The 24,348-nt window shown below is 63.0% G+C and carries 15 protein-coding genes and 2 pseudogenes; 8 read left to right on the top strand and 9 right to left on the bottom strand.

The features are described from left to right. Positions 1 to 19: 19 nt before the first annotated feature. Positions 20 to 2,716, top strand: coding sequence for a tetratricopeptide repeat protein (locus VIZ63_RS01945; protein WP_331607799.1), 2,697 nt, complete (start codon positions 20 to 22; stop codon positions 2,714 to 2,716). Positions 2,717 to 2,719: 3 nt separating this feature from the next. Here the strand turns inward: VIZ63_RS01945 and VIZ63_RS01950 are convergent, their stop codons facing one another. The 5 genes from VIZ63_RS01950 to VIZ63_RS01970 all read right to left on the bottom strand — a co-directional run bounded on the left by VIZ63_RS01950 (position 2,720) and on the right by VIZ63_RS01970 (position 7,285). Continuing rightward, complete coding sequence (locus VIZ63_RS01950; protein WP_331607800.1) at positions 2,720 to 3,355, bottom strand: sterol desaturase family protein; 636 nt, start codon at positions 3,353 to 3,355, stop codon at positions 2,720 to 2,722. Then, positions 3,355 to 4,086 (bottom strand): ABC transporter ATP-binding protein, encoded by a 732-nt coding sequence (locus VIZ63_RS01955; RefSeq protein WP_331607801.1) that lies wholly within the window; start codon positions 4,084 to 4,086, stop codon positions 3,355 to 3,357. Before VIZ63_RS01955 ends, VIZ63_RS01950 begins: the two co-directional genes overlap by 1 nt. Continuing rightward, a complete protein-coding gene (gene devC / locus VIZ63_RS01960) occupies positions 4,086 to 5,237 on the bottom strand; it encodes an ABC transporter permease DevC (RefSeq protein ID WP_331607802.1) in 1,152 nt (383 codons plus the stop codon). Before devC ends, VIZ63_RS01955 begins: the two co-directional genes overlap by 1 nt. After that, complete coding sequence (locus VIZ63_RS01965) at positions 5,234 to 6,316, bottom strand: HlyD family efflux transporter periplasmic adaptor subunit (protein WP_331607803.1); 1,083 nt, start codon at positions 6,314 to 6,316, stop codon at positions 5,234 to 5,236. The genes devC and VIZ63_RS01965 overlap by 4 nt, the downstream gene beginning before the upstream one ends. A gap of 192 nt (positions 6,317 to 6,508) precedes the next feature. Further along, positions 6,509 to 7,285 (bottom strand): pentapeptide repeat-containing protein, encoded by a 777-nt coding sequence (locus VIZ63_RS01970; protein WP_331607804.1) that lies wholly within the window; start codon positions 7,283 to 7,285, stop codon positions 6,509 to 6,511. Between the two features lie 255 nt (positions 7,286 to 7,540). On the opposite strand from VIZ63_RS01970, the pseudogene VIZ63_RS01975 reads away from it, so the two are divergent. From VIZ63_RS01975 to VIZ63_RS02005, 7 genes and pseudogenes are all read left to right on the top strand, one after another. After that, positions 7,541 to 7,782: pseudogene (locus tag VIZ63_RS01975) on the top strand (copper-transporting ATPase); the annotation flags it as partial. A gap of 116 nt (positions 7,783 to 7,898) precedes the next feature. Next, complete coding sequence (locus VIZ63_RS01980; RefSeq protein ID WP_331607805.1) at positions 7,899 to 8,717, top strand: ZIP family metal transporter; 819 nt, start codon at positions 7,899 to 7,901, stop codon at positions 8,715 to 8,717. A 386-nt stretch (positions 8,718 to 9,103) separates the two neighbouring features. Beyond that, positions 9,104 to 10,270: an efflux RND transporter periplasmic adaptor subunit gene (locus VIZ63_RS01985; protein ID WP_331607806.1), complete on the top strand. Its 1,167-nt coding sequence runs from the start codon at positions 9,104 to 9,106 to the stop codon at positions 10,268 to 10,270. Positions 10,271 to 10,283: 13 nt separating this feature from the next. Then, a complete protein-coding gene (locus VIZ63_RS01990; protein ID WP_331607807.1) occupies positions 10,284 to 13,460 on the top strand; it encodes an efflux RND transporter permease subunit in 3,177 nt (1,058 codons plus the stop codon). After that, on the top strand, positions 13,457 to 15,031 hold the full coding sequence (locus tag VIZ63_RS01995; RefSeq protein WP_331607808.1) for an efflux transporter outer membrane subunit: 1,575 nt from the start codon (positions 13,457 to 13,459) through the stop codon (positions 15,029 to 15,031). Before VIZ63_RS01990 ends, VIZ63_RS01995 begins: the two co-directional genes overlap by 4 nt. Positions 15,032 to 15,084: 53 nt before the next feature. Then, positions 15,085 to 15,252 carry a hypothetical protein gene (locus VIZ63_RS02000; RefSeq protein WP_331607809.1) on the top strand — a complete coding sequence of 56 codons (168 nt, stop codon included), beginning with the start codon at positions 15,085 to 15,087 and terminating at the stop codon, positions 15,250 to 15,252. A 40-nt stretch (positions 15,253 to 15,292) separates the two neighbouring features. Continuing rightward, positions 15,293 to 15,775 (top strand): annotated as a pseudogene (locus VIZ63_RS02005) (AMP-binding enzyme); the annotation flags it as partial. Positions 15,776 to 15,933: 158 nt separating this feature from the next. Here the strand turns inward: VIZ63_RS02005 and VIZ63_RS02010 are convergent. From VIZ63_RS02010 to VIZ63_RS02025, 4 genes are all read right to left on the bottom strand, one after another. Continuing rightward, entirely contained in the window at positions 15,934 to 17,034 is a 1,101-nt protein-coding gene (locus VIZ63_RS02010; RefSeq protein ID WP_331607811.1) for a peptidyl-alpha-hydroxyglycine alpha-amidating lyase family protein, read from the bottom strand. Positions 17,035 to 17,233: 199 nt separating this feature from the next. Then, on the bottom strand, positions 17,234 to 18,100 hold the full coding sequence (locus VIZ63_RS02015; protein ID WP_331607812.1) for a creatininase family protein: 867 nt from the start codon (positions 18,098 to 18,100) through the stop codon (positions 17,234 to 17,236). A 115-nt stretch (positions 18,101 to 18,215) separates the two neighbouring features. Next, positions 18,216 to 21,149 carry a TonB-dependent receptor plug domain-containing protein gene (locus tag VIZ63_RS02020; RefSeq protein ID WP_331607813.1) on the bottom strand — a complete coding sequence of 978 codons (2,934 nt, stop codon included), beginning with the start codon at positions 21,147 to 21,149 and terminating at the stop codon, positions 18,216 to 18,218. Positions 21,150 to 21,338: 189 nt separating this feature from the next. Then, positions 21,339 to 24,254: a TonB-dependent receptor plug domain-containing protein gene (locus tag VIZ63_RS02025; RefSeq protein WP_331607814.1), complete on the bottom strand. Its 2,916-nt coding sequence runs from the start codon at positions 24,252 to 24,254 to the stop codon at positions 21,339 to 21,341. Between the last annotated feature and the right edge of the window lie 94 nt (positions 24,255 to 24,348).

Here is a 24,348-nt window from a genome sequence, read left to right on the forward strand (position 1 = left end):
GGAGCGGGATCAAAGAACAATGACCGGCGCCACCCCTCTCTGTCCGCCCGCGGACGTGATCGCGGCATTCGCGTTCGGCGAATTGGATGCGGCCAGTGCCCTGCCCGTGCAATCACACGTCTCGGTATGCGAAACGTGCCTCGCGACCGTCGGGCATCTCGCGGCGTCGCGCTCATCGGTTCCCGGATCGACAGCTGCGTCGTCCGGATTCGGGCCCCTCGATTCTCACGCGGCCCTGACTGCGCCGGGCCAGCAGATCGGCGCGTATCGTTTCGTGCGCCGACTCGGCGAGGGCGGCATGGGCGAGGTGTGGGAAGCCGAGCAACACACCCCGTTGCGACGAACCGTCGCCTTGAAGCTGCTGAAGCCCGGCATGGATACGCGCCAGATCATCACGCGCTTCGCGGCCGAGCGGCAGATGCTCGCGTTGATGCAGCACCCTGGCATCGCGCAGATCTTCGACGCCGGCATCACCGACGCAGGACGTCCGTACTTCGTCATGGAGTACGTGACCGGATCGCGGATCACGGCCTATTCCGATCAGGCCGGTCTCGGCGTTCGCGAACGCCTGGCGTTGTTCCAGCAGGTGTGCAACGCCGTCCAGCACGCGCATCAGAAAGGCGTCATTCACCGTGACATCAAACCTTCCAATGTGCTCGTGACCATGCACGACGGGCGTGCCCTGCCGAAGGTCATCGACTTCGGTCTCGCCAAGCTCATTGCGCCCGCGCCCGATGACCGCACGTTGACCGAGATTGGCACTGTGCTCGGCACGCCGGCGTATGCCAGTCCCGAACAGATGAGCCTGAGCGGCATGGACGTCGATACCCGCAGCGATGTCTATTCGCTGGGTGTGCTGCTCTACGAGCTGTTGATCGGCGTCATCCCGTTCGACGCCACCGGCAACGAACCCGGCGCCATCGTCGAGCTGCGCAACAGCATTCGCGGCGCGGAGCCCACGCGTCCCAGTGCGCGGCTCAGCAAGCTCGGCGATCGCGGTTCGCTCATTGCGAAGGCCCGCGGCATGGATGCAGGCTCGCTGCGGCGTCAATTGCGGGGTGACCTCGACTGGATCGTCATGAAGGCGCTGGAAAAGGATCGCTCGCGACGCTACACCTCGCCGGCCGACCTCGCGCGCGATACTCAGCGCTATCTCGACCACGAGCCTGTCCTGGCCGGCCCGCCGACAAACGCCTATCGGGCCGGCAAATTCGTGCGCCGGCATCGGATCGGTACGGCATTCGCTGCGGTGCTGGGCTGCCTGGTCGTCGCGTTCGTGGTCGTGACGCTGGTACAGGGACAGCGCATCGTGAAAGAACGTGACCGCGCCACCACAGAAGCGGCGAAGGCGACTTCGATCAATGCGTTCCTGCAGAAGACGCTCGGCTCCGCCGATCCGTGGCAGACCGGCAAGGACATCTCGATCCGGGACGTCCTCGCCAACGCCGCAAACCAGGCCGATACCGAGTTCAAGGATCGGCCACTCGTGGCCGCGGCGGTAAAGGACACGATCGGCCGGACCTACGCAAACCTGGGCCAGCTCGATGCCAGCGAGCGATTGATTCGCGCGGCGCTCGCTACGCGGCGCACTCACCTCGGACCGATGCATCCAGATGTCGCCACGAGCCTGTCTGATCTGGCGCTGGTCCTGCAGCATCGCAGCGACTATGCCGGGGCGGCAGCGTCGGCGCACGAGGCGCTCGCTACGCGGCGCACGCTCTTCGGCGAGCACAGCCCCGAAGTAGCCACCAGCCTCAATCAGCTGGCGCTCATTCTGTCCCTGCAAGGCGAGTACCACGAAGCCGAGCGCACCGCGCTGGAAGCGCTTGCTTGGCGCGAGCAGATCTTCGGCACGCAGAGTGATGAAGTCGCGGAGGTATCGCTCACGCTCTCGGCTATCCTGACCAACGGCAAGGGCGACCTTGAAGGCGCGCTGCAATACGGACAGCGCGCCTTCGACATCTATGCGAAGCGCTTCGGCGATGGCGATCTGCGCACTGCACAGGCGGCGAACAATATCGGCGCAACGAACTGGCAGCTGCAGCGCAGGGAGGAAGCGCTTGCGTACTACCAGAAAGCACTGAGCGTGTACGAGCGCGTGGTCGGAGCGGACAATCCTGAAACTTCATCGGTGCGCGAGAACGTCGCGAATGCGCTCGCACGACTCTCACGCTTCGATGAGTCGATTCCACTGCTCGAGCTCGTACTCGCGGCGCGCCGGGCCAAAGCCGGCGACGATGCGGCGATCACGGTGCGAACGATGGCCAATCTTGCGGCGCATGAAATGCATGCGGGTCGCCTGGATCGCGCCGAAGCGCGATTCGAAGCGGTGTTGCCGCGATATGCGAAAGCTTACGGCGCCGATCATCCCGACTACTCCGCCACGCTGGCAAACTACGCCCAGTTGATGCGCCTGCGCGCGCGGCCCGAGCGCGCCGAAGAATTGCTGCGACAGGCATTGGCCATTCGTGTCGCGAAGCTCGGCAAAGATCACCTCTCGCTTGCCAAGACCCGTTTCGAGCTGGGTACCCTGCTGCTCGAGCGATCCCAGTACAGCGAAGCGGCGCCGCTGCTCACCCGCTCGTACGAGGTACGCGCCAGCCAACTCGGCACCGCTCATGCAGAGACTCAAGCAGCCACTGACGCGCTCGTCAAACTTTATATGGCCTGGGGTAAGCCCGAGAAGGCGGCGGCGCTCCAGCAAAGCGAAAAGTGAGGATCAGCGTTGCGCAACGGCGCGATACGTACCGAAGACCCGGTCCCACAACGATGTCATCACTCCGAAGTTCACATCGGCGCGCCCATGATGAACGGCATGCGCTGCCCACTTCCTGCGCAACCACCGAAACGGGATGTCCTTGATCCGGATGCTGTGCTGCAGGTGATGCAGCACCCCGTAGCTCAGGTAGGCCGCAAAGAATCCGCAGAGAGCAAAGTGCGCGACGTGCGCGCTCATGAACTGCGTCAGCAGCCAGAAGAACGCGGGCGCCGACACGGCGCTCGACCAGAAGGGCAGCGCGGATGGCTGCCTTGGGTGATGGTGATGCGATGCATGCAATTCGCCAGACAGCAGCGAGCCCGAATGAAACGCCCAGCGGTGCAGCACGTACTCGACGAAGCTGAACGCGAAGGCGCCGCTCGACAGCCCCGCGAACGCCACATACCACGCGCCGCCCGCGCGCATTCCCAGGTAACCGAAGGCGGCGGCACACGCGAAGTCCGTGGCGTAAGCCAGCCAATAGTTGACGCGGCTTGCCGCAATCACGCGAAACATGTGACGCAGCGAATCGACAATGCCCCGGCTCGACGCGAGCGCGGACGTTTGCGTAGGCGGCACTTCATTCATGGGCAGCATTACGGCGCCTCGACCCCGGCGATCGAACTCATCCACTTCAGATTCGATCGTCCGCTGCGCGGACGCAGATCGACGAGCCCGCCATTGACCAATCGCAGCACGCGATCAGCGATGTCGAGCAGGCGGGCGTCGTGGGTCACGACAAGTGCGGCACAGGAGCGGCGCTTCGCGGCCAGCGAGATCGCGTCCTTCACGATGTCCGCGGAGTCATCGTCGAGCGAGGCCGTTGGCTCGTCCGCCAGCAGCAGGTGCGGCTCACGGACCAGGGCGCGCGCCACGGCGACGCGCTGCTTTTCGCCACCGGAGAGCGCACTGGGCAAGGCATCGATTCGGGCCGCCAGGCCGAGCGCGGTCAATGCTGTTTCTGCTCGCGCCATCGCCTCGGCAACGGACACTCGATCCATCAGCGACATGACGACATTCTGGCCGGCGCTCAATGCATCGATCAGGTGGTGCGACTGGAAGACGAAGCCGATGGAGCTGCGAAGCTCCCGCTGTGCATCGCCCCCGAGTTGCCGCAGATCCCGTCCGAGCACGCGCAGGTCGCCCTGCTGAACGGATCGAAGCGCGCCGCACAGCGTGAGCAAAGTCGTCTTGCCTGCACCCGACGCGCCGGTCACGACCACGATCTCACCCGGCGCCAGCTCCAGATCGAGCGCGCTCAGCACCGTGCCCGTCGTTGCCGGTGAATACGCATACGTAAGGCCCCGAGCCGAGATGACCGCGCTCATCAGAACAGCTCCGTCGGATCCGATCGGCGCAGGCGGTTCATCGCGACGAAGCCGGCGATGAATGCAGCCGCGAGGAGCAGCGCGTACACGCCGAGCACGCGCATAGTCGTCATGACAAGCGGCACGAGCGTCAGATAGGTCGCACTCAGGTACACGATCCCGGCCAGCAGAAAGCCGATGGGATAGGCCATCGAGGTCAGTAACCAGGCTTTTTCAAAAGTCAGTCGCACGAAATAGCCGTCGGCATAGCCGATCGCCTTGAGCGTCGAGTACTGACGCAGGTTCTCGGCGACATCGGAGGACAGGATCTGATAGACGCTCACGCATCCGACGATGAGGCTGACAATCAGAACCGTCTTGAAAATAAAACCTGCCGGCGTCGTGCCGCGCCAGTAGGCTTGCTCGCGCCGGTTCAGCTCATCATGCGTCATCACCAGAACGTCGTCTGGCAACACCGCCCGCAGATCTTCGAGCACGGCTTCTGCTCTTGCGCCCGGCTCGAGGTGAATGAGCCCGATATCGATGAGCCCCGAGGCGCGCGACGGAAACAATCGCGCAAAGCCCTCCTCGGTCGTGATGGCCGTGCCATCGGCGCTAAACGAGGCGCCCATCTCGAACAAGCCGACGATGCGAACCGAACGACGGGCAATTTCGCTGCGCAACCCGCCCTCGCGAAACAGCGCTGCGACCGGTCCGAACTCCGGTCGTGAACGCGCATCGAACAACACCTCATCCGGCTGCTCGAGGGCGCCGATGCCACGTTGCCAGTCGGGGGTCGCGAACACGCGCGCATTCTTCGGCACGCCGACGATGTACACGTTGCGATCGACGTGCGTGACGGGATTCCTGAAGGGCGCAACCCCGATCCGTAGCGAAGCGATCGACTTAACGCCCGCGACCGACAGCGATTGATACAGGCGACGCTCGGTGAAAGCGGCCGGCAGAACCATGAATTGATACTGCGGACTGATCAGCACCAGATCCGCGTCGAGTTCCTGGAACAGGCGCGTGGCGCTGCGAAACAACGAATCCTCGAATCCCATCTGACACAGGATGCCGAGCGCTGACATTGCGATACCGGCCACAGCGATAAGCAACCGCCGCGGATGATGCTTGAGCTGCAGGAACGCCAGCGGCACGCAGGCACTCATGACTCATGCTCGTCGGTCCCGATCTCGACCGTCACGCGCGCATTGATGAAGCGTTCGATGGCAGCCGGACCGCTCACACGGATCAGGACATGCACGATGCGCGAGTCGGCGAAGGCAGTCGGGTCGATCTCGAAGACTTCGCGAGCGCCGACCAGGAATCCAATGCGCTCGACCGTGCCCGTGACAGGAATCTCGAGCGAGTCACCGGTGACACGGGCAGTCTGACCGATGCGAGCCCGCGCGATGTCCTGCTCCATGACTTCGGCATCGACGAACATCTCGTCGGTCTGGCCAAATGAGAGCAGACCCTCTGCTGCGATGGCCTGGCCCGGATACGCGTGAATGCGCAGGATTCGTCCGGTGCTGGGTGCGCGCACATATTGGTTCGCGAGCTTCGCGCGGGCCGCGTCGACGTCGGCCTTCGCGGCGGATAACTCCGCTTCCGCCACCGCGACGTCGGCAGGTCGGACACTCGACAATCCCTTGAGCCGCGCCCGTTTCGCTTCCAGTACGCGGGCGGCAACGGACCAGCGCACCTGCTGCGCCTCGAGCGCCGCAACCGACAAGACGTGCTCTGAATGCAGCTGGCCGGCACGGCGCGTGTCGGCTGCCAGCTGCGCCAGGCTCGCCTCCTCGCTTTGCAGCTCGGCTTGCAGCGCCTGGATATCCTCGCGCTTGCCGCCCGACTGCAATGCGATCAGTTTCGCGTGTGCCACATCGACGCGCCGTTCGCTCGCCGCAACATCCGCCTCGATCACATCGCGCCCTTGAAGGATAGCCAGCACCTGATCGCGCTCGACCCGTTCACCTTCACGTACGCGCAGTTCGCCGACGATGGCGATACCGAATGCGGCAGCCGGTGCTGCGATAGTCACGATGCCATCGCGGGGTTGAATGCGTCCGGGCGCAGTGATTGACCGGCTTTGCGCGAGCTGGCCGGCATCGACGCCCGCCTTTGCGGTCGCTTCCGCCCGCTCGATCATGCGCAGCACCGCCGGAACCATCAAGACCAGCACGAGCATGACGCACAGCCAGACACGTACGCGGCGGTACAGCGCTGAGTCCGCTACGAGTCTCATCGCTGCCCGCCTCGACGTTGGCGGCTGGGCCCAATCAACGCCGGTGTCGCTCCCCACTGAGATCGCATAGTGGTCCCCTCCACCCCCTAGAGGGACGGGGACGCAAGGTGACTCACGGAAATCGTTAAAAAAAAGCCAGGTGTCGAGCAGAGCCCCTGGGACGGTTGGCCATCTCGGCGGCCGGGGCTGAAATCAGCGGTCGAAGATCGCCGACTCTCGTCCCTTCGCGCTGTCGAGACCGTGCACGCTGTCCATGGCGATGGCGCCGGCGAAGGTCGTGTTGTTGATCTCAGCCTCCGCAAGCACTGCATGAGTGAGCGTCGCGCCGGAGAAATCCGCGCCGTCGAGTTTCGCGCGCGTGAGATTCACATCGGTGAGATCCGCATCGCGAAAATCTGCGTGACTCAAGTCGGCCCTCGAGAGGTCCGCGCCGCGAAGACTTGCGCCTTTGAGCTTCGCGCCGACGAGCACCAGCCTGATCAGCCCCATGGGCTGATTACGCATGTCGGACCCACCCTTCACGCTGTCCAGTTTCGCGCCTTGCAGGATGGCCCTCTCGAAGTTGCCCATGAGACGCGCACCTCGCAGGTCCGCCCTGCTCAGATCGGCGTTCGCCATCACCGTGGAGAACACCTGCGCTTCGCGCAGATCGGCATCGACGAGCACGGCGTCGCGCAGAATCGCTGAGTTGAGATTGCACCGCACCAGGCGCGCTGCAGAGAGGTTCGCACCTTTCAGGTTGGCGCCGAAGAGACTGGCACCAGTGAAGTCGAGGCCCGATAGATCGGCGCCAGGAGCTTCGAGGTTGGAAAAATCCTTTGAACCGGCTTCGAGGCGTTGGACGACCTGTTGACGGCTCGCAGGCTGCGCGAGGATGTTGCCGCTCGCCACGAGCATGAGCGGAATCAACCACAGACTGTTCGCGACGACGGCCATCGAAGCAGCGCCCGAAGCATAAGCGTGACGCATGGCACGAGTCCGTAAGGTACTGACCAGATGGTCGGGGATCGGTGCATCGCTCAAGCGCTAACGGACACACCGCCAGCAGCTGGTTTGGAAGCGGCCCGCACCAGTTCGCTACATCCGCGGGGTTATCATCGCAGTACCCTTCAGACGAACGACATGCGGAGTATCCGATGGCCGATCTGCCTCAGATTCACAGGGAACTGCCCGGCGGCGAAGAACCATTCAAGCCTGAAGGATTTTCAGCGACGATTCTGGTGGACGCTGACTGAAGGCAAACCGGCATTCGCTACGGCCGTCGCCGTCGCGGGTCTCGAAGAAAGCGAAGTACTGGGCCTCGCCGCAAGCCTCGATCAGGGCAGTGAGCACCCGCTGGCGGCTGCCATCGTGACAGCGGCGCGCCAGCAAGGCCTCGCACTTTCGAACGTGCAGATTTCGATTCTGCGTCCGGGATCGGCGTTCGCGGTGTCGTCGACGGGCAGCGACTGGCGCTCGGCAACACCGTGACATGGCGGGCCGACCCGCGTCGGCCGCCATCGCTCATTCCCTCCTTGCCAACGCCCTCCCGACCAACGACAGTCGGCACCATTCACCGCCGAGACCTGAATTGCATTCCCCAGTGCAAGACACTCTGTATCAGCTCGCATCGCTGCTTCCAGGCGATCCTCAGGTCTTCTGGTATGGCGCGTTTGCGAGTCTGCTCGCGGGACTGGGCACGAGCCTGGGCGCATTGGCGATCTTCCTCATACGGCGGCCATCGCAGCGGACGCTCGTCGGGATGATCAGTGGCGCCGCAGGCGTCATGCTGGCCGCGACATTTTTTTCGCTGCTCGAACCTGCGATAGATCACGCCGAGGCGCATGCTGTACACAGCGGCAGCGGCGTGACCATCGTGCTTGTCGGGATGTTTCTCGGTGCAGCCATGCTGTTCGGTATTCATCGGTCCTCACCGCACGAGCATTTCGAGCAGGGACGCGAGGGACCTGCGAACAGCCACGTCAGTCGACTATGGCTGTTCGTCATCGCGATCACGCTGCACAACTTTCCGGAAGGCATGGCAGTCGGCGTCGGCTTCGCAGGCGAAGACGTGGCGAACGGCATCTCGCTCGGTCTGGGTATCGGCATCCAGAACATTCCCGAAGGGCTCGCTGTTGCCGTGTCGTTGCTTGCGATCGGCTATTCGAAACCTGCCGCGTTTGCAGTCGCAAGCCTGACCGGCCTCGTGGAGCCGATCGGCGGCGCGATCGGCGCGGCCGTAGTGTGGCTGGCCGAACCTGCGATTCCGGTCATTCTCGGCATTGCCGCCGGTGCGATGCTGTTCATCATCAGCGACGAAATCATTCCGGAAACCCACAAGGGCGAATACAAGACTCTCGCGACGTTCTCCCTGTTGATCGGCGTGGCCTTGATGCTGTTTCTGGATGTGTTGTTGACGTAGGAACAGGATTGCGCGATCCCTCGCTCACAGCCTGAGTGGCTTTTCAGAGATGCAGATCTCCACGGGGGACACGGGGAGCACGGGGAGCACGGGGAAAGAGAATGCTGAAAAATGCACTCTTGCCTGCCCTGTGCTCCCTGTGTTCCGCGTGGAGATTCATTTCCGGGATTCGGACGGTTGCTGCGATGCTTTTCAGTCAGTGCCATCGGGCTGAATGAAGTCAGTCAGACGCAGCCCCAGCGAACCTGCCGCGCCTGCGGTACGGGAAATCGCGTATGACGCCCCGAAGTGAGCCCGTATCATCCCCTTGGCAAAATCGATGATGCCGTGATTTCTCGACCAAACACGCGGCTCGGCTCCTATTACTGTCCAGCGCCGAGGTCTCGATGCCTGCTCGAACCGTTCATGGTGCTACCAGTCTCCTGGCGCTGCTGCTGACGGCCTGCGGCGCAGGCGATGCACCACCGCCTGCGAGTGCTGCCATCCCCGTCAGTGTCATCACCTTGAAAGCGCAGAGCGTCTCCCTGAGTCGCGAACTGCCGGGACGCACGTCAGCATTCCTGGTCGCCGAAGTCCGACCGCAGGTAAGCGGCATCGTGAGGAGTCGATTGTTCACGGAAGGCAGCCTCGTCAAGGCCGGGCAGCCGCTCTATCAGCTCGAGGATGCCACCTACCGCGCGGCCTACGAGAGCGCGAAGGCGTCGCTGGCGCGCGTCGAAGCGACCCTCGTGACTGCGCGGCTCAGCTACAAGCGCGCCGCGGAGCTCGTCAAGATCGATGCGATCAGCACACAGGACTTCGAAGATGCAACGGCTGCGCTTCGTCAGGCGGAAGCCGACATCTCAGGCGCGAGGGCCGCCGTGGAGAGCAGCGGCGTGACGCTGGGATATGCCCGCATCACTTCACCCATCAGCGGCCGCATCGGCAAATCGTCGGTCACCGCAGGCGCGCTCGTCACCGCCAATCAGGCCCAATCGCTGGCCACCGTGCAGCAGCTCGATCCGATCTATATCGATGTGAATGCCACGAGCAGCGAACTGTTGCAGTTGCGTCAGGAATGGGCCTCGGGGACGACGCAGCGAGCATCGGACGCACCGGTGGCTATCATTCTGGAGACGGGCGTGCGTTACAAACACGATGGCAAGCTCGCCTTCTCCGAAGTCAGCGTCGATCCGACGACGGGCAGCTTCGCGCTGCGAGTCCAGGCTCCGAATCCCGATCACCTGCTGCTGCCCGGGATGTACGTGCTCGCCACTCTCATCGGCGGTGTTCGCGAGCACTCGCTGCTCGTGCCGCAACGGGGTGTCGCCCGCGACCCTGCAGGCCATACCAGCGCGATGGTCGTCGGTGCCGACGACAAGGTCGAGCAGCGCCCGGTGGTCGTCAGCCAGACCGTCGGCGACCAGTGGCTGGTCGAAAGCGGCCTGAAGGAAGGCGACCGGGTGATCGTCGAAGGTTTGCAGAAGATCCGGCCGGGTGTCGTGGTGCAGGCCGACGAGATACAGCGGCGCACGACCGCCCAACCCGCAACTTCTGCGTCGGCTGCGAACTGAAGCCGCAGCGACCATGGCGCGCTTCTTCATCGACCGGCCGATCTTCGCCTGGGTCATTGCGATCATCATCATGCTGGCCGGCGCGCTGGCGATCACGCAATTGCCGATCTCCCGCTATCCCACCATCGCGCCGCCGACGGTGTCGGTCAGCTCGACGTATCCCGGCGCCTCGGCGCAGGTGGTCGAGGACTCGGTGACGCAGATCATCGAGCAGAACATGAAGGGCCTGGATGGACTCCTTTATATGTCGGCGACCAGCGAGTCCAACGGTCGCTCGTCGATCACCCTGACGTTCGCCAACGGCACGAACGCGGACATCGCCCAGGTTCAGGTGCAGAACAAGCTGCAGCTGGCGACACCGCTACTGCCGGGGGCAGTGCAGCAGCAGGGCATCAGCGTAACCAAGACGGGCGAAGGCTTTCTGATGGTGGTCAGCTTCGTGTCCGAGGACGGCAGCATGAGCCGGGTCGACATCGCCGACTATATCGCCGCCAACATCATCGACCCGCTGTCCCGCGTCGCGGGTGTCGGCTCCACGCAATTGTTTGGCTCCCAGTACGCGATGCGGATCTGGCTCGATCCGAACAAGCTCGACACCTATGGCCTGACGACCGTCGATCTCGTCACTGCCATCCAGGGTCAGAATCAGCAGGTCGCCCTCGGCCAGCTCGGCGGCGCGCCGGCGGTCAAGGGCCAGGACCTCAACGCCGTGATCAATACGCGCGGTCGCCTGAGCACGCCGCAGCAGTTCCGCGACATCGTCGTGCGCAGCCATACGGACGGCTCGGTGCTGAAGCTCGGCGATGTCGCCCGCGTCGAACTCGGTTCCGAAAACTACAGCGTCGTCAGCACCTTCAACGGCCAACCGTCGGCAGGTATCGCGATATCCATGGCGACCGGCGGCAACGCGCTGTCGACTGCCGCGGGAGTGAAAGCGCTGATCGAGGAACTCAGCTCCGTGTTTCCCAAGGGCCTCAAATCCGTCGTGCCATTCGACACCACTCCTTTCGTGAAAGTGTCGATCACCGGCGTGATCCACACGCTCATCGAAGCGATCGTGCTGGTGTTCCTGGTGATGTACCTGTTCCTGCAGAATTTCCGCGCGACGCTGATCCCGACCATCGCCGTGCCCGTGGTGCTGCTCGGTACCTTCGCAGTGCTCGCCGCATTGGGCTTCTCGATCAACATGCTGACGATGTTCGCGATGGTGCTGGCGATTGGCCTGCTGGTCGACGATGCGATCGTCGTGGTCGAGAACGTCGAGCGCGTCATGAGCGAGGAAGGACTGTCGCCAGTGGAGGCGACTCGCAAGTCGATGGACCAGATCACCGGCGCGCTGATCGGCATTGCACTGGTGCTCTCGGCGGTGTTCGTACCGATGGCCTTCCTGGGCGGAGCAACGGGTGTCATCTACCGGCAGTTCTCCGCCACGATCGTGGCGGCGATGACGCTGTCGGTGATCGTCGCGATCATCCTGACCCCTGCCCTGTGCGCCACGCTCCTCAAGCCGATCGACAAGGATCATCAGGTGCCGCGGAAGGGGTTTTTTGGCTGGTTCAATCGTTCCTTCGATCGCGGCAGCCGCAAGTACCAGGGCGCGGTGCAAGGCATTCTCACGCGCCCGAAACGCTACATGGCGATCTTCGTCGCGATGAGCGCGCTCATGATCCTGCTGTTCATCCGCCTGCCGTCGGCGTTCCTGCCGGAAGAAGACCAGGGCGTGCTGTTCACGCAGATCCTGACACCGGTCGGCGCAACGCAGGAACGCACGCTCGACGTGGTCAGGCAGGTGGAGAAGCATTTCCTCGAGGACGAGAAAGATGCAGTCAACTACCTGTTCGCCGTGCAGGGCTTCAGCTTCGGCGGTTCCGGTCAGAACAATGCCCTGGCGTTCGTCACTCTGAAGGACTGGAGCGAGCGTACGTCGGCGACGCTTGGCGTCGATGCTATCGTGCAACGGGCCATGGCGAGCTTCAGCCAGATCCGGGACGCGTTGATCTTCGCGTTCTCGCCGCCAGCGGTGACGGAGCTGGGCGTCTCCGCGGGCTTCGTCTTCTATCTGAAGGACAACGCCGCACTCGGCCACCAGGCGCTGATGAACGCCCGCAACCAGCTGCTGGGCGCCGCGGCAACCAATCCGCTGCTGACCAATGTGCGGCCCAATGGGCAGGAGGACACGCCGCAGCTGCGCATCGACATCGACGATGAGAGAGCCTACGCACTGGGCCTGACGACGGCGAGCATCAACGCCGTGCTCGGGCCGGCGTGGGGCAGCCAGTACATCGATGACTTCATCGATCGCGGCCGGGTCAAGCGCGTGTACATGCAGGCCGATGCGGAGTTCCGCATGAAGCCGGAGGACTTCCTGCGCTGGTCAGTGCGCAACGAACAGGGCGAGATGGTCATGTTCAGCGCCTTCGGCAACGCCACCTGGGACTACGGCTCGCCGCGACTGGAACGCTACAACGGTGTACCGGCAGTGCAGATCAACGGCGAAGGCGCGGCCGGTGTGAGCTCGGGCGTTGCCATGCGCGAGATCGAGAAACTGGTGAGTACGTTGCCGCAGGGCATCGGCATCGAGTGGACCGGCACGTCCTATCAGGAGCGTGCAGCCGGCGCGCAAACCCCGCTCCTGTACACGCTGTCGCTGCTGATCGTGTTCCTGTGCCTCGCCGCTCTGTATGAAAGCTGGACCGTGCCCTCCGCCGTGCTGCTGGTCGTGCCGCTCGGCATTCTCGGTGCCGTGCTCGCCAACCTGATCCGCGGCATGGAGCGCGATGTGTATTTTCAGGTGGCGATGCTCACGACGGTCGGCCTGTCGAGCAAGAACGCGATCCTGATCGTCGAATTCGCCAAATCCAACTTCGAGTCGGGCATGGACCTGATCGACGCGACGATGACCGCGGTACGAATGCGACTGCGACCGATCCTGATGACGTCGCTCGCCTTCGGACTGGGCGTGCTGCCGCTGGCGATAGCGACCGGTGCGGGCGCCGGCGCACAGCGTGCCATCGGCACCGGCGTGCTGGGCGGCATGGTCGTGGGATCGTTCCTCGGCCTGTTCTTCATCCCGTTGTTCTTCGTCGTGGTGGAACGCGTCTTCACCCCCAAGCAGCAGCAACCCGCCGGTCAACCCGTCCGCGTCGAGCCGGCGACGGAACCAACGGGCAGCGGGAGCGCAGATCGATGATCAAGGCTGCTGCGCTCTGGGCGCTGGCCGGCTGGCAGGACCGGAAGGAAGGGCATCCTCTGGCCAGCGCCCAGAGCCAGGCGCCCCGCGCCGACTGGTTGCCAACAAGAGCGCCACGGCCACTGCTCACCACATCGCTGGCGTGCGCCCTGAGCTGCATCTCCGGTTGCGGCATCCTCGAGCCGAAGCTGCCTGAGGCCGAACCCGCCATTCCCGTCGAGTGGCCGCTGCCGCCGACGACGCTCGCGCCAGTCGTACCGGCTTCGAGCACTGCACCGGCCGAGGGTGCCGCGGCGGACATCGGCTGGCGGGATTTTTTCGTCGACCAGCGCCTCGAGGAATTGATCGCGCGTGCGCTCGAGAACAACCGTGATCTGCGCGTGGCCGTGCTCAATGTCGAAAGCGTACGCGCGCAGTACCGCATCCAGCGCGCCAGCCGTGTTCCCTGGGTCAATGCAACGGGCACGCTGCAGCGATCGGGCGGCAGCGCCAGACTCAATCCCGCCGGGCCGGGCGCTGGCGCAGGCCTGGTGACCGAGCTCTACAGCGTCGATCTCGGTATCGCCGGATTCGAGCTCGATCTGTTCGGCCGCGTCCGCAATCTCAGCGAGGCGGCGCTGCAGCGGTATCTCGCGCAGGAGGAAGTGCGTCGCAGTGCGCAGCTGAGTCTGATCGCTACGGTCGCCAACGCGTACCTGACCCTCGCCGCCGACCAGGAGTTGCTGCGCGTGTCCCTGGCGACGTTGAAAACATATGAAGACTCCTACGCACTGACCGACAGACGTCACCAGTTCGGCGCCGTCTCGGGCCTCGATGTCCATCAGGCCCGCGTCGAGGTCGAGGCGGCACGCTCCGACGTGGCATTTTTCTCCGGCACGGTCGCGCAGGACACCAATGCCCTGAATCTGCTGATCGGCGCGCCGGTGGACGCGACGCTCCTGCCGGAAACCTTCGACGACTCAGTCACGGCCTCGTCGGCACTGCCTGCGGGGTTGCCCTCGGAAGTGCTGCTGCGCCGACCCGATGTGCGGCAGGCCGAGCACGTGCTGCGCGCCGCCAACGCCAACATCGGCGCCGCGCGCGCATCGTTCTTCCCTTCCATCAGCCTCACCGGCGCCATCGGCACTGCGAGCACCGATCTCTCCGATCTGTTCAAGGGCGACTCGGATACCTGGAACTTCACCCCGTCGATCAACCTGCCCATCTTTCAGGGCGGCCGCCTGCGCGCGAACCTCGACGGCGCACACGCGGAACGCGACATCGCGCTCGCGCAGTACGAGCGTGCGATCCAGGGGGGCTTCCGGGAAGTCGCGGATGCACTCGCGCTCACGGCGACCCTGTCAGCACAGCGGCATGCGCAGGAAGCACTCGTGGACGCGGCGACCAGCGCCGAGCGGCTCTCGCGCGCCCGTTATGAAGCGGGCCGTGACAGCTACCTCGTGCAACTCGACGCGCAACGCACGCTCTACTCCGCTCTGCAGGGTCTGATCTCGACGCGTCTTGCGGAGGAGAACAACCGCGTCGTGCTGTACCAGGTTCTGGGCGGCGGCTGGAACGAGCGCAGTCCATGAGGCCGCCCGCACCCTGGCTTCATGTATCGACACACTGAAGCAGCGCAGCTCCCGTGGATGCCCTCTCCCGCACCAGCATCGTCATCACCTTCGTCGGCCTGCTATGCCTGATGATCGGCTTCACGAACCGCGACCGCGACTGGGGGCCGTTCGTCATGTGGGGCGGTGTGATGGCCATGATTGCGGTGATCGTTCATTACATTCTCAGAGCGATCGAGTAGCTGGGTCATCCTGAATTCTCCCGGTTCAGGCTCGATTCCCTGCACACGCGGCTATTCCGTGATGCGCGGTTACTGGGACGCTCCCGTACGGACCGGCGAGGCACTCGACGACGATGGCTGGATGCACACAGGCGATCTCGCCACTCTCGACGACGACGGCTACTGCAACATCGTCGGCAGGAGCAAGGACATGATCATCCGGGGCGGCGAGAACGTCTATCCGCGCGAGATCGAGGAGTTCCTGTACGGCCACCCCGCGATCCTCGATGTGCAGGTGATTGGCGTTGCCGATTCGAAGTTCGGCGAAGAACTGTGCGTATGGATCATCACCCGGGCGGATCAGGAGGTCAGTGCCGACGCAATCCGCGACTTCTGCCGCGGACAGATCGCGCACTACAAGATTCCACGGTATGTGAAGTTCGTGGAGACCTTTCCGACGACGGTCACCGGCAAGGTTCAGAAGTTCGCGATGCGCGAAGCAATGATCGTGGAGTTGGGTCTCACGGTCGATGCCACTGCCTGAAGCGGTTTCGACCTGCGTTCATGAAATCGTGGATCCGTTCGATTTCGACAGCCTCGATGAACGGTGCAGCGCGCGAAACACAGCGACAGGCTCAGAAATCGCCCGGGAGAGACGGAGGCTGGTCGCCTCCGCCGGTTGTCTTGAAATCGCCGCCGCGTTTACTTCTTCAGCACGAATTCCCTGCCGATGAGCTGTGCCTTGCTTGCGTTCTTCTTCGGCACGAACTTCTGTACGCGGTTGTTGTTGGCGTCGGCGACATAGAAGTTGCCTTCGTTATCGACGTCGATCTGGTGCGCGTTGTCGCTGACACCCGGCTCGTCACCCAGCGTGCCCCACTGGGACACCAGCTTGCCGTTGAGGTCATAGCAGGCATAGCGGCCATACTTCGTCGCTGACACACACACACGCTTATCGTCCGTCGTGATGACACGGGTCACGCGCGCGGTGCCCAGCCACTGGTCAAGGAACTTGCCGTTGTGGTCGAAGATCTGGATACGATCGTTGTTGCGATCGGCCACATAGACGCGGTCGGCGTCGACAGCCACGGAGTGGACGAGACTGAACTGCCCTGGGCCCGAGCCCTTTGAACCCCACGACATCAGATACTTGCCGTTCCTGTCGAACTTCACGACGCGCGAGTTGGTGTAGCCGTCGGCGACGTAGAACGAGCCGTCCGGCAGGAAGGCAAGGCTGGCGGGATCGTGGAAGTGGCTTTCGTCATTCCCCGGAACGCCTTTCTCACCGATTTTGAGCAACAACTGCTTGCCGTCGTTGCTGAACTTCAGGATGCGGTGATTGAAACGGTCGACCACCCACACTGCGCGCGCGGGATCGTACGGATCGATGATGATGTGGTGCGCGATCGAAATTTCGCTGTTCCACTGCGACCAGTTCTCGATGACCTCACCGTTGGCATTGAGAACCATGATGTTGTTGACGTCGCCCTTGTCGAAGAAGTTGTTGTCGCGGACAACCCTGGTCTTCTCCTTCATCACCTTGCCATCGGCGCTGAGCAGCGGATGACCTTCGCGGGTGTCGTTCCGGTCGACGGCGCCGATGAAGACGCGGTTCGGGTCTTCGGCATTCACGGAAACGACGCGCTGATTCCAGCCCTCGATGCCCGGTTTGAACCAGCCGGCCACCACGTCATACGGGCCGGTCAGGTCCAGGCCGCCCTTTTCCTGCGCCGCGGCCGGCGCGGCGACAGCGATGCAGAGCGCGGCCAGAGAGATGCCGTAAGAGCTGTAATTCTTTTTCATGGGATTTCTTCCAATGGGTCGTTGAGCATTCACCGTCGATGGCCCCTCACCGCCGCCATCGCGACTTCGGGTTGTGAACGCCGGTGAATGGTTACATCAGGATCTTTTGCTCATTGCTGCTGATTCAGGGGCGGTACCTGCGGCCACAAGAGCGAAGTCGTCACCTGGTCGGCTGTAGCAAATGCAGCACCGGATGAAGTCATTTCTTTGTCGGAATGAATGCCTGAATCTGTTTGACGGCAAAGTCGACTTTCGTTTCGAAGGCTTGTTTGCCAATCGCAGCACTCGCACGCCGGGCATCGCCAACGATACCGTTCTTCGGCGAGTCCGCGGCAGGCTGCGGTTTACCATCAGCGCCGACCGGAATACCCACCGCCGTCGGCAGCAACGACTTGCGCACATACGTGCCATCGTGATCCAGGTACATCATGATCGAGGTGTCGTGTATGCCACCGTGCATGGCTCTGGGATAGCCCTGTGCGGCCAGCTTGTCTTCCGTGGCAGCGTTCGCTGGCGCATACACCTGATCACAGTAGAAGACATGCACGCCCGAAGCGCTGTACCGGGCATCCATCTCGGTTGCCACCTTGCGGTAGACATTCGAGTCTCCAGCGCCCTGACCACCACCATGGTCTCCCATCACCACAACGTTCCTGAATCCTGTGGTGATCGACTGCTCGACCATTCGCTGCAGGACTTTCTCCAACAGATCACTCGTCAAGCCAATGGTCCCGGGAAGATCCGCGCTGGCGTTGTTTGGAGTCAAAGGCAGGACAGGCATTGCGATTGCATTGCCCAGACGCAGTGCAATTTCCTTGACGATCGCGCGACCCATGATGTTATGGCCGCCGTTGATATTCTGAGGCCCCCTTTGTTCGACACCGCCGGTATAGATGAGGGCCGTGGTCTTTCCTGCCGCGAGCGCGTCCTTGACCTCGGGCCAGGTCATCATCTCGAACTCGACGACACCCGCGGATCCCGGGTCGGCGGCGTACGCCGAGTGCGGAGTCAGCGTGGCCGTCGCCAATAACGCAAGCGCAACGCCTGTCACAACGAAATAACGCATACCTGTTTGCACTCCTGATAACTACTCGAGCTGAATGTGGGCTCAAACGTCGATGGTACCAAGCCAGGACCTTCGTCTCCGGCTTCGCTCGTTGCACATTGCAACGTCTGTTCGTTCAGAACTTGAATCGCGCACCGATGCGAAACTGACGGCCGATCCGGTCGTAGTCCGCGTTCCCCTGACCGCCATAGTGGGCCGAGGTGAGACTGCCGCCGATCATCGGCGGCTGCTTGTCCATCAGGTTTTCGATTGTCCCGAACACCTCGACACTCGGGCTGCCGAACTCGTATGAGCCTGACAGATCGATCGTTGTGCTGGAGGCGATCTGATTGTTCTCGATGGTCGGAGCCGCCGTCGTCGACACGGGACAATCCGCGGTGCACTCGATAAATCCATTGGCGTACACGCCAGGACCGGTGTAGCGGGCCATCGCAGTCAGCGTGATGGCATCGCCCTTGTACATGACCGAGAAAAAGCCGCGGAGCTTCGGCGAAGTCAGGCCAGCGAAGGGCGAAATACCGCCCCAACCGCCGACGACGCCAACGCCATCGTAGGTCGTACCATCGGTATCCGTGGTCTCGAGCGTCAACACACGGCTGGCCATGGCGCGGATGGTCACGTCGCCACCCCGGGGGCCAACGATACCGGCCAGCGGGAAACGGTAGCTGGCCTCGACATCGATGCCGCTGGTCGTTTGTCCGATGAGGTTTTGTGGCTGCGTGATCACCGTGAAGATCTGACCGAGTGCAAACGGATCGCCTGCGGCTAACGGGTCACGGGTGATCGAGTTGCAGAGGACGGCGTTGCCTTGGTAGCAGAGGTCCAGCACTTCCTGCCCGCCCGGCGATTGCACCGCACCGCTGACATCGATGCTGTAGTAGTCGATCGCTGCCTGAAAGCCTGGCAGGAACCGTGGCGCCATCACGACGCCAAAGCCGGTGGTGTCGGCTTCTTCAGGCGCAAGATCCGGATTGCCCTTGTTGATGGCGAAGGCGTTTCGCAGCTCAGGCACACCGTTGGTGGCGCGGAATGGATCCTGAAACACGGAGCCAGAGGCCGCCTGGCCCGCCGTGAACAACTCGGCAAGGTTGGGCGCGCGAATGTCGCGTGAGCGTGTGAAACGAAAGCGCAGATCGTCGATTGGCCGCCACGTCAAACCGCCTTTCCATGTTGTGACGTAGCCCGAGGTCGAGTAGTCAGTCGCACGCACAGCGGCGTTCAGATCGATCTCTTGAGCCCCTTTGAGGTCGCGGGCCAGCGGTACGACGGTTTCGACATAGCCTTCGGTGACGCTGAACCTGCCTTGACTGGCCTTGTAGTTGCCAGCGAAAAAATCGGTGGCCTCGTCGTGCGCGGTGGACGATCCCGATAATTTTTCGATGCGGTGTTCGGCTCCCGCCGCCAGCGACACTGGACCTGCCCATGAACTGAATGGCTCACCGCCTACGTTGAGTGCCGCGACGCTCTGCTGCAGCGTTTCATGACGGTAGGAGACGCCCGTCACGTAATCGAGCGCCCGCTGGTCGTTCACACCGATACCGAACAGGTTGTACGGCACGCAGGCTGCGTCGTCATTGGACGCGTCTGCGTCCGCGTTCACGCGACAGACCGGAGCGCCGTTGACCACAACGGAGTCGATTGCTTTCAGGTAGTTCGGACGGATCGCGTTGTTCGAGGTCCGCGGCTGAAGGTCTACTTCACTATGCTGGACATAGCTGTCCCATTTCCATGCCGTGCCGAGGGCATCGAAATTACCATCCAGCCCGCCAGATACACGGTACAGGGAACGGCGATAGTTCCCATAGAAGCGTCCCATGTCGGCGTGCGTGCTGCCCATCCGGAATGTCGTCTCGCCGGCTGCCTGCAGTGCCTCACGCACCGATTCGGGAAGGAACGCGTTGTCGATCCTGAGGGTGTTGTTGCCCAGGCGGCGGTTTGGACTGGCGGTATTCGTGGTACGGGTCGCCGAATACTGCGCGTCGACATACGCCGTGACGTTGTCGGTCAGGTCATAGCTGGTGCGGATGTACCCGATGCTGCGTTCGACCATGCCGGCAATGTCGACGCCGTCTTCGATGCGTGAGTACTGCCAATCGCCGCCCTCTTGAAAGTTGTTACCCACGTTGGTGCCGAAGTCGTAGCCAGACAGCACAGTGCCGTTCGGCCCGAAATACGTTCCTGCGAGCGCCCCGCTCGTGATGATGCCGCCCGGCGTACCGGCAGCAAGACCGAGTTCGCGACGAACCATGTAACGCGGCACACTCGTACTCTGACCAGCGCCCGTCCCGTACGCAGGATTGGTGACGACGGCCGCGGGCAATCGGGCCCATGGTCGTCCTTCAGTACCCTCGATGCCGTCGCTGCGCGTGTGCTCGCCCGACAGAAGAAGATGACCGCGGCCGTCCGCAAACGGAGTGCCGTAGCTCAGCTGACCGCTGATGCTTTTGTCGTCTTCGTATTTGGTCATGCCGCTCTGGACCGAGCCCTTGAGGCCGGTGAAGTCACGGTCGAGCACGAAGTTGACGACGCCGGACAGGGCGTCCGAACCATAAGCCGCCGAGGCGCCGCCAGTCACGACGTCAACGCGCGAGATCAGCGCGTTGGGGAAGGAGTTGATGTCCGGTGCGCTGTTGGCGTAGGTGGCCGCCGCGTTGATGTAGCGATGGCCGTCCAGCAGGACCAAGGTGCGGTTCGTACCCATGCTGCGCAGGTTGAGCTGGCTTACGCCCGTCGCGCCGCTCGAGAGAAGCTGGTTCTGTGAACGCGGGGTCGCCGAGCCCGAGAACGCCGGCAGTACATTCACTGCGTCAGCGATATTCACCACGTTCAATGCGTTGAGTTCGTCTGCGCCCAGTACCGAGACCGGCGTCGGCGCTTCGTAGCCATCCCGCGTGATTCGCGAACCGGTCACGACGACTTCACCGAGCGTCGAAGCATCGGTTGCCTGCGCCTGAGCGCCCGTAACAGCAACGCTGGCGAGCGCCGTGAAACCCGCCACCGACCGCGCACATGCATTCGCCCGACGGCGAGCCTTGCTGGATAAAGCCATCCGAGTACCTCTCCTGAGTTCAGCGCGACTGCACCACCGCGCGGCTGGCGCATGCAGCAGTCGCACACCAGGGACTGAGCGGGAGTGTGAATGTCAGTGGCGCCACGTTGAGACCCATCGCTTGTCGTTGTGGAAGGGCGAAGTAGGCAGACCCGACTTCGCTCTTCGGAACATCACGATCCGGTTCGTTCAGAACTTGAATCGCGCACCAATGCGAAACTGACGACCGATGCGGTCGTAGCCTTCATTGCTCTGACCCCGCCAGTAGGCCCCAGTGAGTCCACCGCCAATCATCGGCGGCTGGTGGTTCGTGAGGTTTTCGATCGTCCCAAACAGCTCGAAGCTGGCGAACTTGTAGGCGCCCGACAGATCGATCGTCGTCATGCCGGCGATATCGTTGTCCTCGATGGTCGGAGCGGCTTGCGTCGACACGGGGCAATCCGTGGTGCACTCGATGAAGCCATTGGCGTACACACCCGGACCGGTGTAATGGACCATCGCGGTCAGCGTGATCGCATCGCCTCTGTACCCGACCGAGAGGAAGCCGCGCAGCTTCGGCGCATCCAGACCACTGAAGGGCGAGATGCCACCCCAACTGCCGACCACACCAGCGCCATCGTAGGTCGTGCCATCGGTGTCCGTGGTGTCGAGCGTCAACACGCGGCTGGCCATGGCGCGGATCGTCATGTCCCCGCCCCATGAATCGACCACGCCGGCCAGCGGGAAGCGGTAGCTCGCTTCGATATCGATGCCGCTGGCTCTTTGCCCGATCAGATTTTGCGGCTGCGTGACCACCATGAAGAGCTTGCCCACGGTGAACGGATCTCCCGCAGCCACCGGGTCACGGATAAGGGCATTGCAGAGGACCGCATTTCCCTGGAAGCACAGGTCGATCACCTTCTGCGTTCCTGGCGCCTGCACCGACCCTTCGACCTCGATGTTGTAGTAGTCGATCGCCATCTGAAAGCCAGGCAGGAAACGCGGCGCCATCACTACACCGAACCCGGTGGTGTCCGCTTCTTCGGGTTTGAGATCCGGATTGCCCTGGGTGAGAGAGAAACCGTTTGGAATGAAATCAGGAACGCCGTTGGTGGCGCGGAATGGATCCTGAAACACGACGCCCGAACCGGTCTGGCCGGCGGTGAATAACTCGCCCAGGTTGGGCGCACGAATGTCGCGTGAGCGCGTGAAGCGGAAGCGCAGATCGTCCAGCGGCCGCCACGTCAACCCGCCCTTCCAGGTCGTGACGTAACCGGAGGTCGAGTAGTCGGTCGCTCGCACCGCGGCGTTCAGGTCGAGCTCCTGCGCCACTTTCAGATCGCGGGCCAGCGGCACCACGGTTTCGAGATAGCCTTCGGTGACGTGAAATTCGCCCTGGCTCGCTTTGTAGTTGCCGGCGAAGAACTCCGTGCGCTCGTCACGTTCGCTGGCCCAGCCCGACACCTTCTCGATGCGATGTTCGGCGCCTGCCGCCAGCGATACCGGACCGGCCCACGAACTGAACGGCTCACCGCTCACGTTGAAGGCAGCGACACTCTGTTTCAGCACTTCATGACGGTAGGAAACGCCCACGACATAGTCGAGCGCTGCCTGGTCGTTCACACCGATACCGAACAGGTTGTAAGGCACGCAGGCTGCGTCGTCATTGGACGGATCGGCGTCAGCGTTCACGCGGCAGGTCGGCGTGTTGTTGACCATGACGGAATCGATCGCGTTCAGATAGTTCGGCGTGATGCCGTTGTTGTACGTCCGCGGCTCGAGATCGGTTTCGCTGTGCTGGACGTAGGCGTCCCATGCCCAGTCCGTGCCAAGCGCGCCGAAACTGCCGTCGAGGCCGCCGGCGACCCGGTACAGGGAACGACTGTAATCGCCGTAGAACCGTCCCATGTCGGCATTCGTGCTGCCCATTCTGAACGTCGTTTCGCCGGCCGCCTGCAGTTCCTCACGTACCGCCTGTGGCAGGAAGGCATTGTCGATCCTGACGGTGTTGTTGCCGAGCCGGCGGTTGGAACTGGCAAAATTGGTCGTACCCGTTGCCGAGTATTGCGCGTCGACATAGGCGGAGACGTTGTCGGTCAGCTCGTAACTCGTACGAAGGTACCCGACACTGCGCTTGACGCTGCCCGCGATATCGATGCCGTCTTCGATGCGGGAGTACCGCCAATCGCCACCCTGCTGGAAGTTGTTGCCGACGTTGGTGCCGAAGTCGTAGCCCGTACGGATCTCCCCACCCTGATCGAAATAGGTTCCTCGAAGCGCCCCGCTGGTAATGATGCCGCCCGGCGTACCGGCGGAAAGACCGAGATCACGACGCACGACGTACCGCGGCTGACCATTACCCACGGCGTACGCCGGATTGAGAATCACGGCGGCAGGCAGTCGGGCCCATGGACGATCGTTGGTGCCTTCGATGCCATCGCTGCGCGTGTACTCGCCCGACACAATCAGATGTCCGCGGCCGTCCGCGAATGGCGTGCCGTAGCTCAGCTGACCGCTGATGCTCTTGTCGTCGCTGTACTTGGTCATGCCGCTCTGGACTTCGCCCTTGAGGCCGGTGAAGTCCTTGTCGAGCACAAAGTTGACCACGCCCGACAGAGCGTCTGAGCCGTAAGCCGCCGAAGCGCCGCCGGTCACGACGTCGACGCGCTCGATCAGCGCGTTCGGGAAGGAGTTGATGTCCGGGGCGCTGTTGCCCGAAGTGAGGGCCGCGTTGATGTAGCGACGACCATCGAGGAGGACCAGCGTGCGGTTCGTGCCCATGCTGCGCAGATTGAGCTGGCTCACGCCCGTGGCGCCGGTCGAGAGATTGCCATTATTCGAACGCGGGGTCTCCGAGCCTGAGAACGCCGGCAGGACGTTCACTGCGTCGGCGACGTTCACCGTGTTCAATGCATTGAGTTCATCTGCGCCGAGCACCGAGACGGGAGTTGGCGCTTCATAACCGTCGCGCGTGATGCGCGAACCGGTCACCACCACCTCGCCGAGCGTCGACGAACCCGAGTCCTGTGCTTGTGTGGTGACGGCAACGGCTGCAAGCGCCGTGATACTGACCGTCGACATCGCCCAGGCTTGCGCGCGGCGGCGAGCCTTTCTGGATAGAGCCATTCAGAGTTTCCCCTCGTCAGTTCGGCGCGGCTGCCGGACAGTGCGGCTCGCCATGCCTCATCGATATTTCACATACGCAGTATTGAGGTGGGAT

It is taken from the genome of Povalibacter sp., from assembly GCF_036520495.1.
Classification (GTDB): Bacteria; Pseudomonadota; Gammaproteobacteria; order Steroidobacterales; family Steroidobacteraceae; genus Steroidobacter.

Bases quoted from the DNA above. Each gene is read 5' to 3' on its own strand.
- VIZ63_RS01955 (WP_331607801.1), bottom strand. From the start codon at position 4,086: ATGAGCGCGGTCATCTCGGCTCGGGGCCTTACGTATGCGTATTCACCG.
- VIZ63_RS02025 (WP_331607814.1), bottom strand. From the start codon at position 24,254: ATGGCTCTATCCAGAAAGGCTCGCCGCCGCGCGCAAGCCTGGGCGATG.
- devC (WP_331607802.1), bottom strand. From the start codon at position 5,237: ATGAGTGCCTGCGTGCCGCTGGCGTTCCTGCAGCTCAAGCATCATCCG.
- VIZ63_RS01945 (WP_331607799.1), top strand. From the start codon at position 20: ATGACCGGCGCCACCCCTCTCTGTCCGCCCGCGGACGTGATCGCGGCA.
- VIZ63_RS01990 (WP_331607807.1), top strand. From the start codon at position 10,284: ATGGCGCGCTTCTTCATCGACCGGCCGATCTTCGCCTGGGTCATTGCG.
- VIZ63_RS01970 (WP_331607804.1), bottom strand. From the start codon at position 7,285: ATGCGTCACGCTTATGCTTCGGGCGCTGCTTCGATGGCCGTCGTCGCG.
- VIZ63_RS01965 (WP_331607803.1), bottom strand. From the start codon at position 6,316: ATGAGACTCGTAGCGGACTCAGCGCTGTACCGCCGCGTACGTGTCTGG.
- VIZ63_RS02015 (WP_331607812.1), bottom strand. From the start codon at position 18,100: ATGCGTTATTTCGTTGTGACAGGCGTTGCGCTTGCGTTATTGGCGACG.
- VIZ63_RS01995 (WP_331607808.1), top strand. From the start codon at position 13,457: ATGATCAAGGCTGCTGCGCTCTGGGCGCTGGCCGGCTGGCAGGACCGG.
- VIZ63_RS01985 (WP_331607806.1), top strand. From the start codon at position 9,104: ATGCCTGCTCGAACCGTTCATGGTGCTACCAGTCTCCTGGCGCTGCTG.
- VIZ63_RS02010 (WP_331607811.1), bottom strand. From the start codon at position 17,034: ATGAAAAAGAATTACAGCTCTTACGGCATCTCTCTGGCCGCGCTCTGC.
- VIZ63_RS02020 (WP_331607813.1), bottom strand. From the start codon at position 21,149: ATGGCTTTATCCAGCAAGGCTCGCCGTCGGGCGAATGCATGTGCGCGG.
- VIZ63_RS01950 (WP_331607800.1), bottom strand. From the start codon at position 3,355: ATGCTGCCCATGAATGAAGTGCCGCCTACGCAAACGTCCGCGCTCGCG.